Source organism: Escherichia sp. E4742 (genome assembly GCF_005843885.1).
Lineage (GTDB): Bacteria > Pseudomonadota > Gammaproteobacteria > Enterobacterales > Enterobacteriaceae > Escherichia.
This window is the reverse complement of the sequence record NZ_CP040443.1, coordinates 3,573,663-3,586,129: the sequence shown is the minus strand read 5'-3', so window position 1 is coordinate 3,586,129 and position 12,467 is coordinate 3,573,663. Positions and strand designations below refer to the sequence as shown.

The following is a 12,467-nucleotide window of genomic DNA, read 5'->3' as shown; positions in this document are numbered from 1 at the left end:
CCTGTCTGTATTAATTGTTTAGCAAAACCGCGACAAAAAAGTGATGGTTTAATTTGCGAAAAGGATTCAAACATATGGAGAGGAAATGGCGCACCCTGCAGGATTTGAACCTGCGGCCCACGACTTAGAAGTTCCTTGGACGTCATTTTAAGTCAATAAGTTACCCCGTCGCAGCGCGTTCTTGTACGACACACCGGCATTTTTCATTCCATATCTCCATTTTCGTCCCTTTAGTCATTTCACTTAGCTGCCGATATTTGACATACGGCAGCAACATTGCATGTGTTTTTTTAAATAGTTCATGCTGCCAAACACTTTTTCATATTTGGTTTTAATTAGATGTCAGCGGCTTCTCCCGCCCAACGCATAGGAATCACATAGATATCACAAGTAATCAATACTAATGCTCTGAGCCTTGTTGCACAGAATAACCTGAACAAATCTCAGTCCACTCTGGGAACGGCAATTCAGCGCCTGTCTTCTGGTCTGCGTATTAACAGCGCAAAAGATGATGCTGCAGGCCAGGCTATCAGCAACCGTTTCACCGCCAGTATCTCAGGCCTCACTCAGGCTTCCCGTAACGCTAACGACGGTATATCCATCGCTCAGACTACTGAAGGTGCTCTGAACGAAGTTAACGATAACCTGCAGAATATCCGTCGTCTGACGGTGCAGGCGCAGAACGGGACAAACTCTGATTCAGACCGTGCATCCATTCAGGATGAAATCGACGCCCGTCTGGAAGAAATCAACCGTATTGCAGATCAGACGGAATTCAACGGCGTAAAAGTGCTAAGCCGCGACCAGGCCTTATCCATTCAGGTGGGTTCTGACGATGCTCAAACTATTGATATCGAGCTGAACAAAGTCAGTGATGACAGCCTGGGTCTTACAGATTTTGCGGTAGAAGACAGGTTAAATAATATTCCATTGACTACCGTCCAAGCGGGAACATCAATTCAAGTAGAGCAAACCTACGAATTGAACAACCTTGAGAAAACAGGTGGAACAGCCAATGCGACTGATATCGTAAAAGAAGCGGGAAATGATCAGCTTTATGCAAAGTGTGACGACGGAAATTACTATCCGCTCTGGGATTTTGGCAATGGCTGTTTACGTTATGATTCAGGTTATCCGAAAGCGACTTTAGCAAATCCGACGACATCAGTAAAAGGTGAAAAATACATGGCTAACAGCGTTGAAGTAAAAAGTGACTCACTAGCCGGTTTTGGAGGTAATGCGCTGAAAACTGATAATAAAGGAAATTTTTTTATGGATGATGGTGCAGGTAACCTGACCCAGGTGGATGTCAAATTAACCCGTACTGGTTATTCGCTTGATATGACTCCTACCTTTACTGATACGAGAGTGGCTTCTGGAGGAAAGGTTTCCACAGCTGATCCGTTAAAAAAGATTGATGCCGCGTTGGCTAAAGTGGATAAACTGCGTTCTGGCCTCGGTGCTGTACAGAACCGTTTCGATTCTGTTATCAGCAACCTGAACAACACCGTTAACAACCTGTCCGAGTCTCGTTCCCGTATTCTCGACGCTGACTTTGCATCTGAAGTGTCTGAAATGAGCCGCGCGAACATCCTGCAGTCTGCAGGTACTTCTGTTCTGGCCCAGGCTAACCAAGTTCCGCAGAACGTTCTGCAGCTTCTGCGTTAATATGCCTCCACTGGCAGAATCATTCTGCCAGTACCCCATATTATCCTGCGTTGTACTATATTCATCGAAACAACAGCCACGCCACCACCGGTACGGCAAAATCCATCAGGCTTCCAGCATCCCACGCACGTGGATCAAAACCGTCCCACCACGCGCAATGAAGAACGTACAACCGGCTATCGCTCCGTAAGCCTTGTATCCGGTAAGAATACCAACCAGATCATTGGCTCTTGTCGTTGCGCTGACGCCTGAAATAATAAATGATTTTCGGATGGCTTCGACTCAGGTTTGCGCTTGTGACGATTTGGTACTTTGTAGATATTCCGTACAAGACACGAATAATCGGCGTAGCCACTACTCAGAGGGGGTATATAATCATATTCATACCACTATATAAATTTTAAATAAGAACAATTGTTTATTAACTGCATTAATATCAGCATATTCCTTTACACAGGAATACAACCTTTTATTTAATAAACAAAGAGGGTCCATAATGAGTAAAATTACAGGCGTTTTAGTTGATAACCATATCTATGATATTAACAATGATATGAAGTTTGGTTACAATTTTCCTAATAGCTTGTTTCCAGGTGCCACCTTCAAGATGGTCATTGATAATGACCCAGTTAATAATGATAAGGTAACATGGAGCTGTAGCACTGATGCAGACAATAATGCTCTGGCGGTGAGTCAGGATGGCACAGTGACTTTTCCGAACGTAGATGAAAAGTGCGTTTGGAAGTTATTTTCCATTTTCGCCACTGATAAAATAACAAATCAATCTGCCGGTGCTTATATATTTATCGTGAAGCGTTTTTTCAAACACAGCAGTGAAACTTATTATTCAGTTAAAGATACTTTACCGTGGATTAAAGATATGAACGGAGAACTTCCTGAAGCACGTGATATCGATAGTTACGATTATGATGATCTTTTTGCAACGCATATTATGAAGCGAGAAGTTAACGCAGGGCTTTACCAGGAATGGGGCAATGTAGCTAATAGTGGATGGCACACCATGATTGAGCACAACGGTGTTTGTGGCATTTACGCTTTTAATAAAGATAACAATGCTTATTATTGGCTGAGCAATAATGGAGGAAGAGAGAAAGTTGGGATAGGTCACCCCGCTCAGGCTGTTGCATCCTACAGTGACCCCATTGACTGATTGTGTTTTTTGTCCACTATCATTTGCATTATTGTAGCGTAAAAAAATCACTGAAATTATAAAATTAAACTTACGTAAAACCACCCGTTCAGCGGGTGGTTCTGATTTTTATCCACGATGAGTATGAATCTAAAAAAATAAACAGGCTTAAGAGTTCCTTTTTATATTGCTATAAATCATTTAATCACAAATGCCGACAGCATTTCTCACCGAAAACTTTATTACTATTGTTCAGAACACAAATATGGTAATTCCCTGCTCCACTAACCTAAAAACATTTACCAGCAGTATAAAAAGCAGTCCGTATAAAGATACGGGCTGCTTTATGTTTATACGATTCAAAAGTAATTATTTTTAATGTGGTGCACTTCGTGACAACAAATTAATTACCAACACTCCGGCACAAATCAACATCATGCCGATAATGGCTGGCAGGTCCAATCGTTGGCCGAAAAATCCCCAGGAAAGTAAACTAATCAGGACGATACCGACTCCTGACCAGACAGCATAAGCAATCCCTGTAGGAATATAAGCCAGCGTCTGAGCTAATAACCAGAATGATGCACAGTAACAAATAATTGTACCAACAGAGGGCCATAACCGTGTAAAACCCTCTGAAAACTTCATTAAGGTTGTACCAATGACCTCTGCAAGTATTGCACCACCAAGATAAATATAAGGGTTCATAGCATATTCTTTCCTGTTAATACCGAAGAGAATTGTACTACAGTTTGAACCTAACTCATCAGTTTCCTCCTGGTGCATTCATTGATGTTCTTCATCAGTGCTTCAGGAAATGGGCGGATGAGAATCCATAGAAATGGTGCGTAGATATGCTCACCTTGCGCCTAATCATTTGACGGAGCACGCGAGGAAAACAGACGACATTTTTGGTAACGATGTCCCAAATACGTCCACTCTGAAATTATGAAGGAGGTAAAGAAGGTGTAACTAATTGAATTGGAATGGCGCGCCCTGCAGGATTCGAACCTGCGGCCCACGACTTAGAAGGTCGTTGCTCTATCCAACTGAGCTAAGGGCGCATTACACCGCGAGATGCTGTAATCGCGTGAATTATACGGTCAACCCTTGCTGAGTCAATGGCTTTTGAACCGGTTGCTGAACAAGTGTACGGCGGTGTCTATTTATCTCACCATGAAAGCAAGGAAACACATATCCGCCCTCAGTCTGGAACAGGTAAACCTGTTTTTCATTTATATGAGCCGGGTAACTATCAAACCAGCAACGCGCTGTTGCCAAAAAAACAGCGGATTACAGATAGTCCAGAAAACGAAACCTGACAGCGCGCCCCGCTTCTGACAAAATAGACGCATCCCCTTCGACCTACGTAACAGATGGAATCCTCTCTCTGATGGCAGCAAAGATTATAGATGGTAAAACGATTGCGCAGCAGGTGCGCTCTGAGGTTGCTCAAAAAGTTCAGGCGCGTATTGCGGCCGGACTGCGGGCGCCAGGACTGGCCGTTGTGCTGGTGGGTAGCAACCCTGCATCGCAAATTTATGTCGCAAGCAAACGCAAAGCTTGCGAAGAGGTGGGATTCATCTCCCGCTCATACGACCTTCCGGAAACCACCAGCGAAGCAGAGCTGCTGGAGCTTATCGATGTCCTGAATGCCGACAACACCATCGATGGCATTCTGGTACAACTGCCATTACCGGCAGGAATTGATAACGTCAAAGTGCTGGAACGTATTCACCCGGACAAAGACGTGGACGGTTTCCATCCTTACAACGTCGGTCGTCTGTGCCAGCGCGCTCCGCGTCTGCGTCCCTGCACTCCGCGCGGTATCGTCACGCTGCTTGAGCGTTACAACATTGATACTTTCGGCCTCAACGCCGTGGTGATTGGCGCATCGAACATCGTTGGCCGCCCGATGAGCATGGAACTGCTGCTGGCAGGTTGCACCACCACCGTTACCCACCGTTTCACTAAAAATCTGCGTCATCACGTAGAAAACGCCGATCTGCTGATCGTCGCCGTCGGCAAGCCGGGCTTTATTCCAGGTGACTGGATCAAAGAAGGCGCAATTGTGATTGATGTCGGCATCAACCGTCTGGAAAATGGCAAAGTTGTGGGCGACGTAGTGTTTGAAGACGCGGCTAAACGCGCCTCCTGGATTACGCCTGTCCCCGGCGGCGTTGGCCCGATGACGGTTGCCACGCTGATTGAAAACACGCTACAGGCGTGCGTTGAATATCATGATCCACAGGGTGAGTAACATGGCTACATTTTCTTTAGGTAAACATCCGCACGTTGAGCTGTGCGACTTGCTGAAACTGGAAGGCTGGAGCGAAAGCGGCGCGCAGGCGAAAATCGCGATTGCCGAAGGCCAGGTAAAAGTCGACGGCGAAGTTGAAACGCGTAAACGTTGCAAAATCGTCGCCGGTCAGACAGTGAGTTTTGCAGGTCACAGCGTACAGGTTGTTGCCTGAGCCCACTTCGGCCTGCCTGTACGCAGGCCGATTCTCTTTTCAGACCTTTGCCCTCTTCGTCGCTTTCATACATGCTGATAGCGTCGACACTTTGCTGAAGCGATCATCATGCCAACCGTTATTACTCACGCCGCAGTCCCCCTTTGTCTGGGCTTAGGCCTGGGGTCGAAAATTATCCCTCCGCGCCTGTTATTTGCCGGAATCGTCCTGGCGATGCTGCCCGATGCCGACGTATTGTCGTTTAAATTTGGCGTTGCTTACGGCAATGTTTTTGGTCATCGCGGGTTTACCCATTCGCTGGTGTTTGCGTTTGTTGTCCCGCTGTTATGCGTGCTGATTGGACGCCGATGGTTCAGGGCTGGGCTGATTCGCTGCTGGCTGTTTTTAACCGTCTCGTTGTTATCGCACAGTTTGCTGGATTCGGTAACCACTGGCGGTAAGGGTGTTGACTGGCTGTGGCCGTGGTCAGATGAACGCTTTTTCGCTCCCTGGCAGGTGATTAAAGTCGCGCCGTTTGCTTTGTCTCGTTACACCACGCCTTACGGGCATCAGGTGATAATTTCTGAATTGATGTGGGTATGGTTGCCGGGGATGGTGCTGATGGGAATGTTGTGGTGGCGCAGGCGATAACCGGATGCGAGAACTCGCATCCGGCAATAGCGCAATTACTTACGACGCCAGGTGGTCCCTTGCGGGCCATCTTCCAGCACGATCCCCATCTCGTTAAGACGGTCACGCGCCGCATCCGCAGCCGCCCAGTCTTTCGCTTTACGGGCATCCAGACGCTGTTGAATTAACGCTTCAATCTCAGCCACTTCGCTATCGTCTGCTTGTGCACCGCTTTGCAGGAACGCTTCCGGTTCTTGCTCCAGCAGGCCCAATACAGCGGAAAGTTTACGCAGGTGAGACGCCATTGCATTCGCCGCTGCCATATCTTCTGCTTTCAGACGGTTCACTTCACGCGCCATATCAAACAGGACGGAATAGGCTTCCGGGGTGTTGAAATCGTCGTCCATCGCTTCAATAAAGCGCGCTTCAAACGCCTCGCCACCGGCAGGCGCAACGGTTTTATCTGTGCCGCGCAGCGCGGTGTAGAGACGCTCCAGCGCCGCACGCGCCTGTTTCAGGTTCTCTTCGCTATAGTTCAACTGGCTGCGATAGTGACCGGACATCAGGAAGTAACGCACGGTTTCCGCGTCGTAGTATTTCAGCACATCACGCACGGTGAAGAAGTTACCCAGCGATTTTGACATTTTCTCGCGGTCAACCATCACCATGCCGGAGTGCATCCAGTAGTTAACGTACTGACCATCGTGCGCGCAGGTGGACTGGGCGATTTCGTTCTCGTGGTGCGGGAACATCAGGTCTGAACCGCCGCCGTGGATATCAAAGTGGTTACCCAGCTGTTTGCAGTTCATTGCCGAACACTCAATGTGCCAGCCTGGACGACCCGCGCCCCACGGAGACGGCCAGCTCGGTTCGCCCTCTTTCGACATCTTCCACAGAACGAAGTCCATCGGGTTGCGTTTGTCGTCGACCACGTCAACGCGCGCGCCTGCCTGCAACTGGTCGAGATCCTGACGCGACAGCACGCCATAGGTTGGATCGGTCGGTACGTCGAACATCACGTCGCCGTTGTCCGCCACATAAGCATGACCTTTGGCGATCAGTTGTTCAGTGAGTTCAATAATTTCTGCGATATGGTGCGTTGCACGCGGCTCCATATCCGGGCGCAGAATGTTCAAGGCATCAAAATCTTTGTGCATTTCGGCGATCATGCGATCCACCAGCGCCACAAAGCTTTCGCCATTTTCATTGGCGCGCTTGATGATTTTGTCATCAATATCGGTAATGTTACGCACATACTTCAGCTTGTAGCCGAGGAAACGCAGGTAGCGTGCGACCACGTCAAAGGCAACAAAGGTACGCCCGTGACCGATATGACAGAGGTCGTAAACGGTGATTCCACACACGTACATGCCGACTTCCCCGGCGTGAATAGGCTTAAATTCCTCTTTTTGGCGTGTCAGAGTATTGAAGATTTTTAGCATCGAAGATTCCGTTTAGACATGTGTGGGTAATTGAGTTGCGTATAATACCCATATTTCCCGCGCGATTCAGCATACATTGCGAGATGATCCGATCGTGCGGTTATGCTATAACACCACCCTATATATGACCCGAACCGGGTTGAAGCACCAATCAAACGGAACAGGATGCAAAAATGGTTACTTTCCACACCAATCACGGCGATATTGTCATCAAAACTTTTGACGATAAAGCACCTGAAACAGTTAAAAACTTCCTGGACTACTGCCGCGAAGGTTTTTACAACAACACCATTTTCCACCGTGTTATCAACGGCTTTATGATTCAGGGCGGCGGTTTTGAGCCGGGCATGAAACAGAAAGCCACCAAAGAACCGATCAAAAACGAAGCCAACAACGGTCTGAAAAACACCCGTGGTACGCTGGCAATGGCGCGTACTCAGGCTCCGCACTCTGCAACTGCGCAGTTCTTCATCAACGTAGTTGATAACGACTTCCTGAACTTCTCTGGCGAAAGCCTGCAAGGTTGGGGCTACTGCGTGTTTGCTGAAGTGGTTGAAGGCATGGACGTGGTAGACAAAATCAAAGGTGTTGCAACCGGTCGTAGCGGTATGCACCAGGACGTGCCAAAAGAAGACGTTATCATTGAAAGCGTGACCGTTAGCGAGTAATCGTGGCGACACTCTTTATTGCAGACCTTCATCTCTGCGTGGAAGAACCGGCGATCACCGCCGGTTTTCTGCGTTTTTTAGCGGGAGAAGTCCGTAAGGCCGACGCGCTATATATTCTTGGCGATCTTTTTGAAGCATGGATTGGCGACGACGATCCCAACCCACTCCATCACCAGATAGCGGCGGCAATCAAAGCGGTGTCCGATTCCGGCGTTCCCTGTTATTTCATTCATGGCAACCGTGATTTTCTGCTCGGCAAACGCTTTGCCCGTGAAAGCGGCATGACGTTATTGCCGGAAGAAAAGGTGCTCGAACTTTATGGTCGTCGGGTGCTGATTATGCATGGCGACACGCTGTGCACCGATGACGCGGGTTATCAGGCATTTCGCGCCAAAGTCCACAAACCGTGGCTACAAACGCTATTCCTCGCCCTGCCGTTGTTTGTGCGCAAACGTATTGCTGCACGAATGCGAGCGAACAGTAAAGAAGCCAACAGCAGTAAATCGCTGGCGATCATGGACGTTAACCAAAACGCGGTGGTCAGTGCGATGGAAAAGCATCAGGTGCAATGGCTGATCCACGGGCATACGCATCGCCCGGCGGTCCATGAACTTATCGCCAATCAGCAACCTGCTTTTCGCGTGGTACTCGGTGCCTGGCATACGGAAGGTTCGATGGTGAAAGTCACGGCGGATGACGTTGAGCTGATTCATTTTCCATTTTAAATACCCGCGACTTTGCTGATTCCACAGCCACGCAACCGTTTTCCTTGCTCTCTTTCCGTGCTATTCTCTGTGCCCTCTAAAGCCGAGAGTTGTGCACCACAGGAGTTTTAAGACGCATGTCTTCCCGCAATAATCCGGCGCGTGTCGCCATCGTGATGGGGTCCAAAAGCGACTGGGCTACCATGCAGTTCGCCGCCGAAATCTTCGAAATCCTGAATGTCCCGCACCACGTTGAAGTGGTTTCTGCTCACCGCACCCCCGATAAACTGTTCAGCTTCGCCGAAAGCGCCGAAGAGAACGGTTATCAGGTGATTATTGCGGGCGCGGGCGGCGCAGCGCACCTGCCGGGCATGATTGCCGCCAAAACGCTGGTGCCAGTGCTGGGCGTGCCAGTACAGAGCGCCGCACTGAGCGGTGTCGATAGCCTCTACTCCATCGTACAAATGCCGCGCGGCATTCCGGTAGGTACGCTGGCGATTGGTAAAGCTGGCGCGGCAAACGCGGCGTTACTGGCAGCACAAATTCTTGCGACTCATGATAAAGAACTGCACCAGCGTCTGAATGACTGGCGCAAAGCCCAGACCGACGAAGTGCTGGAAAACCCGGACCCGCGAGGTGCGGCATGAAACAGGTTTGCGTCCTCGGTAACGGGCAGTTAGGCCGTATGCTGCGTCAGGCAGGCGAACCGTTAGGCATTGCTGTCTGGCCGGTCGGGCTGGACGCTGAACCGGCGGCGGTGCCTTTTCAACAAAGTGTGATTACCGCTGAGATCGAACGCTGGCCGGAAACCGCATTAACCCGCGAACTGGCGCGCCATCCGGCATTTGTGAACCGCGATGTATTCCCGATTATTGCCGACCGTCTGACTCAGAAGCAGCTTTTCGATAAGCTCCACCTGCCGACCGCACCGTGGCAGTTACTTGCCGATCGCAGCGAGTGGCCTGCGGTGTTTGATCGTTCAGGTGAGCTGGCGATTGTTAAGCGTCGCACTGGCGGCTATGACGGTCGCGGTCAATGGCGTTTACGTGCCGATGAAACCGATCAGTTACCGGCTGAATGCTACGGCGAATGTATTGTCGAGCAGGGCATTAACTTCTCTGGCGAAGTGTCGCTGGTTGGCGCGCGCGGCTTTGACGGCAGCACAGTGTTTTATCCGCTGACGCATAACCTGCATCAGAACGGTATTTTGCGCACCAGCGTCGCTTTCCCGCAGGCCAATGCACAGCAACAAGCGCAGGCCGAAGAGATGCTGTCGGCGATTATGCAGGAGCTGGGCTATGTGGGCGTGATGGCGATGGAGTGTTTTGTCACCCCGCAAGGTCTGTTGATCAACGAACTGGCTCCACGTGTGCATAACAGTGGTCACTGGACGCAAAACGGTGCCAGCATCAGCCAGTTTGAGCTGCATCTGCGGGCGATTACCGATCTGCCGTTACCGCAACCGGTTGTGAATAGTCCGTCGGTGATGATCAACCTGATTGGTAGCGATGTGAATTATGACTGGCTGAAACTGCCGCTGGTGCATCTGCACTGGTACGACAAAGAAGTCCGTCCGGGGCGTAAAGTAGGCCATCTGAATTTGACCGACAGCGACACATCGCGTCTGACCGCAACGCTGGAAGCATTAATCCCGCTGCTGCCGCCCGAGTATGCCAGCGGCGTGATGTGGGCGCAGAGTAAGTTCAGTTAACTGGTGCTCATATTCTTGCCGGATGCGGCGTAAACGCCTTATCCGGCCTACAGATCCGGCACCCATTGTAGGCCTGATAAGATGCGCCAGCGTCGCATCAGGCATGGTGCACCGATTGCCGGATGCGGCGTAAACGCCTTATCCGGCCTACCGATCCGACACCCATTGTAGGCCTGATAAGACGCGTCAAGCGTCGCATCAGGCATGGTGCGCCGATTGCCGGATGCGGCGTGAACGCCTTATCCGACCTACCGATCCGGCACCCATTGTAGGCCTGATAAGATGCGCCAGCGTCGCATCAGGCATGGTGCGCCGATTGCCGGATGCCTACGACTACAGCGAAATACAAGTCCCCGCCTCGCCCGCCAGCGTTTCTTCAATCCGCGATAACGCCCCAATCCACGCGGGTTTACCACGGCTTCTGACATAACCACTCACCGCCGTTACCTTCGGCCCCATCGAACCATCGGCTTTGGCAAATGGCGCTAACTCATCCGGCGTGGCATGGCGAATAGCGCGTTGCTGCGGCGTTCCCCAGTTTTCATAAACCGCATCGGCATCGGTGAGGATCACCAGTCCATCGGCATTAATCTGCCCGGCAAGCAACGCAGCGGCGAGATCTTTATCAATCACTGCTTCGCTCCCTGCCCCGTCTTCCGTGACCGGAACACCGCCGCCGCCACTGCAAATCACCACATGCCCCTCTTTGAGCAACAACTCTATGGCTTCGCTGTCGAGAATTTTACGCGGTTGCGGAGATGCCACCACCCGGCGTAAATATTTGCCATCACGTTTCATCTTCCAGCCGTAAGCCGCTTCCAGAGCCTCTTGTTCTTCAGGCTGGTAAACCGGGCCGATAAATTTCTCTGGCTGCAGAAACGCCGGATCATCAGGCGATACTTCAATGCGTGTCAGCACCGTCGTCACAGGCGGCATCTGCGGCTGCGCGCGCAAACTTTGCGCCAGCATATAGCCAATCATCCCCTGACTTTCCGCCACCAGCACATCCAGCGGATACGGCTCCACCTCTTTCCACGCCAGATTCTGTAACGCCAGCAGCCCCACCTGCGGCCCGTTGCCGTGAACAATCGCCAGCCGATAAGAACGGGCCAGGCGTGCCAACGCGGGTACAGCACTGGCGATATTGCGATATTGATTTTCTGCCGTCAGCGCCTCACCGCGCTGGAGTAAGGCGTTGCCCCCAAGAGCTACAACCAGAGTTTTCATGGTTTTCCTTGTAATAATTGTTGACCAAGCCAGAATCCCAGCAATGTATCTGCCCCTGACGTATGCCCCAGCGCCAGCAGCGAATCAGTCGCCGCAGCGGTACGTTTCGGGCAACTCAGAGCATGAACAAAGTGCAGGAGTGGCGAGGCGAAATATCCTTGCGCGGCGTAACGCAAATAACTGACGCTCACCGCCGTGGTAACGAGTTGAAGATTGTCGGAACAGGAAAAAAACTGGCCACCAGAGCACAAATCTAAAGCACCAAAATACCAGGCCGCCAGCAGCATTCCGCTCAGCGTGTCATCATGACTTGGCGTTAAGCCAGGACCTTTGCCCAGCCAGTGCCGCCAGTCGGTCTTAACGCCATTGAGCGCGGCCTGAAAACAGTGGCGAAACTGGCGTAATTCAGCAGGCAGCGGATCGCTTACCGCCATCGCCAGTGGTCCAAAAAGCCCGGTTTCCTCCGCGCGTTGCATCCATGCTGCTGCAAGCGGTTGAGGATGCGCAGGCGGCGTAATACGTAGCAAACAATAACGCTGTGGCTGTTTAACCGTGAAACGCCCGAGGCGAATCCCTTGTGCCACAACCTGCGGTCGTTCATTGCCGCATAATCCACTGCATAACGCATCGAATTGCGCGCGGCGAAGCACCCATCCTCCGGGGCCGAAACCACTTCCCTGACGATGCAGCGTTAACAGTTCACCGCTTTCTGTCATCAGATTAATCGCCCGCCGCCAGGTGCCCGCTAACCGCCAGGACTGGCGATAATTCGGTGCGCTACGGCTGGCAAGCAGAGGATGGATAATAGTCATTG

14 protein-coding genes, 1 tRNA gene and 3 pseudogenes are annotated in these 12,467 nt (G+C 50.9%); 11 read left to right on the top strand and 7 right to left on the bottom strand.

Annotation, left to right across the window (positions count from 1 at the left end; translation table 11 throughout):
* Positions 1–381 precede the first annotated feature (381 nt).
* Positions 382–1,668 (top strand): FliC/FljB family flagellin, encoded by a 1,287-nt coding sequence (locus tag FEM44_RS17250; protein ID WP_135523089.1) that lies wholly within the window; start codon positions 382–384, stop codon positions 1,666–1,668.
* A gap of 61 nt (positions 1,669–1,729) precedes the next feature.
* On the opposite strand, the pseudogene FEM44_RS17245 reads toward FEM44_RS17250, so the two are convergent.
* Positions 1,730–1,926, bottom strand: a pseudogene (locus tag FEM44_RS17245) (hypothetical protein).
* Between the two features lie 8 nt (positions 1,927–1,934).
* Positions 1,935–2,023: pseudogene (locus FEM44_RS25615) on the bottom strand (hypothetical protein); the annotation flags it as partial.
* Between the two features lie 141 nt (positions 2,024–2,164).
* On the opposite strand from FEM44_RS25615, the gene FEM44_RS17240 reads away from it, so the two are divergent.
* Complete coding sequence (locus FEM44_RS17240; protein ID WP_240726874.1) at positions 2,165–2,839, top strand: hypothetical protein; 675 nt, start codon at positions 2,165–2,167, stop codon at positions 2,837–2,839.
* Between the two features lie 354 nt (positions 2,840–3,193).
* Here the strand turns inward: FEM44_RS17240 and emrE are convergent, their stop codons facing one another.
* On the bottom strand, positions 3,194–3,526 hold the full coding sequence (gene emrE, locus FEM44_RS17235; protein ID WP_135523091.1) for a multidrug efflux SMR transporter EmrE: 333 nt from the start codon (positions 3,524–3,526) through the stop codon (positions 3,194–3,196).
* Positions 3,527–3,620: 94 nt separating this feature from the next.
* Between emrE and FEM44_RS17230 the strand changes: the two are divergent.
* Positions 3,621–3,790: pseudogene (locus tag FEM44_RS17230) on the top strand (integrase); the annotation flags it as partial.
* A gap of 15 nt (positions 3,791–3,805) precedes the next feature.
* Here the strand turns inward: FEM44_RS17230 and FEM44_RS17225 are convergent.
* Positions 3,806–3,882 (bottom strand) — tRNA-Arg (locus FEM44_RS17225).
* A gap of 57 nt (positions 3,883–3,939) precedes the next feature.
* On the opposite strand from FEM44_RS17225, the gene FEM44_RS17220 reads away from it, so the two are divergent.
* The 4 genes from FEM44_RS17220 to FEM44_RS17205 all read left to right on the top strand — a co-directional run bounded on the left by FEM44_RS17220 (position 3,940) and on the right by FEM44_RS17205 (position 5,922).
* Positions 3,940–4,140 (top strand): hypothetical protein, encoded by a 201-nt coding sequence (locus FEM44_RS17220; RefSeq protein WP_138159112.1) that lies wholly within the window; start codon positions 3,940–3,942, stop codon positions 4,138–4,140.
* 71 nt (positions 4,141–4,211) lie between these two features.
* The gene (gene folD, locus FEM44_RS17215; RefSeq protein WP_130206375.1) at positions 4,212–5,078 is read left to right on the top strand and encodes a bifunctional methylenetetrahydrofolate dehydrogenase/methenyltetrahydrofolate cyclohydrolase FolD; all 867 of its coding nucleotides are present in this window, start codon (positions 4,212–4,214) and stop codon (positions 5,076–5,078) included.
* Between the two features lies 1 nt (position 5,079).
* A complete protein-coding gene (gene ybcJ, locus FEM44_RS17210) occupies positions 5,080–5,292 on the top strand; it encodes a ribosome-associated protein YbcJ (RefSeq protein WP_130206373.1) in 213 nt (70 codons plus the stop codon).
* A 108-nt stretch (positions 5,293–5,400) separates the two neighbouring features.
* Positions 5,401–5,922, top strand: a complete 522-nt coding sequence (locus FEM44_RS17205) for a metal-dependent hydrolase (RefSeq protein ID WP_135523093.1) — start codon at positions 5,401–5,403, stop codon at positions 5,920–5,922.
* Positions 5,923–5,957: 35 nt separating this feature from the next.
* Here the strand turns inward: FEM44_RS17205 and cysS are convergent, their stop codons facing one another.
* On the bottom strand, positions 5,958–7,343 hold the full coding sequence (gene cysS / locus FEM44_RS17200; protein WP_000912345.1) for a cysteine--tRNA ligase: 1,386 nt from the start codon (positions 7,341–7,343) through the stop codon (positions 5,958–5,960).
* Positions 7,344–7,516: 173 nt separating this feature from the next.
* Here cysS and ppiB point away from each other — a divergent pair, with 173 nt between their 5' ends.
* From ppiB to purK, 4 genes are all read left to right on the top strand, one after another.
* On the top strand, positions 7,517–8,011 hold the full coding sequence (gene ppiB / locus FEM44_RS17195) for a peptidylprolyl isomerase B (RefSeq protein WP_000256002.1): 495 nt from the start codon (positions 7,517–7,519) through the stop codon (positions 8,009–8,011).
* Positions 8,012–8,013: 2 nt separating this feature from the next.
* Complete coding sequence (gene lpxH, locus FEM44_RS17190) at positions 8,014–8,736, top strand: UDP-2,3-diacylglucosamine diphosphatase (RefSeq protein ID WP_135523094.1); 723 nt, start codon at positions 8,014–8,016, stop codon at positions 8,734–8,736.
* 116 nt (positions 8,737–8,852) lie between these two features.
* On the top strand, positions 8,853–9,362 hold the full coding sequence (gene purE / locus FEM44_RS17185; protein WP_001295318.1) for a 5-(carboxyamino)imidazole ribonucleotide mutase: 510 nt from the start codon (positions 8,853–8,855) through the stop codon (positions 9,360–9,362).
* Positions 9,359–10,426 carry a 5-(carboxyamino)imidazole ribonucleotide synthase gene (gene purK, locus FEM44_RS17180; protein WP_135523095.1) on the top strand — a complete coding sequence of 356 codons (1,068 nt, stop codon included), beginning with the start codon at positions 9,359–9,361 and terminating at the stop codon, positions 10,424–10,426. Before purE ends, purK begins: the two co-directional genes overlap by 4 nt.
* Positions 10,427–10,759: 333 nt before the next feature.
* Here the strand turns inward: purK and FEM44_RS17175 are convergent, their stop codons facing one another.
* Positions 10,760–11,653 carry a carbamate kinase gene (locus FEM44_RS17175; RefSeq protein ID WP_135523096.1) on the bottom strand — a complete coding sequence of 298 codons (894 nt, stop codon included), beginning with the start codon at positions 11,651–11,653 and terminating at the stop codon, positions 10,760–10,762.
* Positions 11,650–12,465: a DUF2877 domain-containing protein gene (locus FEM44_RS17170; RefSeq protein ID WP_135523097.1), complete on the bottom strand. Its 816-nt coding sequence runs from the start codon at positions 12,463–12,465 to the stop codon at positions 11,650–11,652. The genes FEM44_RS17175 and FEM44_RS17170 overlap by 4 nt, the downstream gene beginning before the upstream one ends.
* Positions 12,466–12,467: the final 2 nt, after the last annotated feature.

Excerpts from the sequence above, each read along its gene's own strand:
- FEM44_RS17205 (WP_135523093.1), top strand. The coding sequence starts at position 5,401 with ATGCCAACCGTTATTACTCACGCCGCAGTCCCCCTTTGTCTGGGCTTA.
- ppiB (WP_000256002.1), top strand. The coding sequence starts at position 7,517 with ATGGTTACTTTCCACACCAATCACGGCGATATTGTCATCAAAACTTTT.
- FEM44_RS17170 (WP_135523097.1), bottom strand. The coding sequence starts at position 12,465 with ATGACTATTATCCATCCTCTGCTTGCCAGCCGTAGCGCACCGAATTAT.
- FEM44_RS17240 (WP_240726874.1), top strand. The coding sequence starts at position 2,165 with ATGAGTAAAATTACAGGCGTTTTAGTTGATAACCATATCTATGATATT.
- purE (WP_001295318.1), top strand. The coding sequence starts at position 8,853 with ATGTCTTCCCGCAATAATCCGGCGCGTGTCGCCATCGTGATGGGGTCC.
- purK (WP_135523095.1), top strand. The coding sequence starts at position 9,359 with ATGAAACAGGTTTGCGTCCTCGGTAACGGGCAGTTAGGCCGTATGCTG.
- emrE (WP_135523091.1), bottom strand. The coding sequence starts at position 3,526 with ATGAACCCTTATATTTATCTTGGTGGTGCAATACTTGCAGAGGTCATT.
- cysS (WP_000912345.1), bottom strand. The coding sequence starts at position 7,343 with ATGCTAAAAATCTTCAATACTCTGACACGCCAAAAAGAGGAATTTAAG.
- FEM44_RS17220 (WP_138159112.1), top strand. The coding sequence starts at position 3,940 with ATGGCTTTTGAACCGGTTGCTGAACAAGTGTACGGCGGTGTCTATTTA.
- FEM44_RS17175 (WP_135523096.1), bottom strand. The coding sequence starts at position 11,653 with ATGAAAACTCTGGTTGTAGCTCTTGGGGGCAACGCCTTACTCCAGCGC.
- folD (WP_130206375.1), top strand. The coding sequence starts at position 4,212 with ATGGCAGCAAAGATTATAGATGGTAAAACGATTGCGCAGCAGGTGCGC.
- ybcJ (WP_130206373.1), top strand. The coding sequence starts at position 5,080 with ATGGCTACATTTTCTTTAGGTAAACATCCGCACGTTGAGCTGTGCGAC.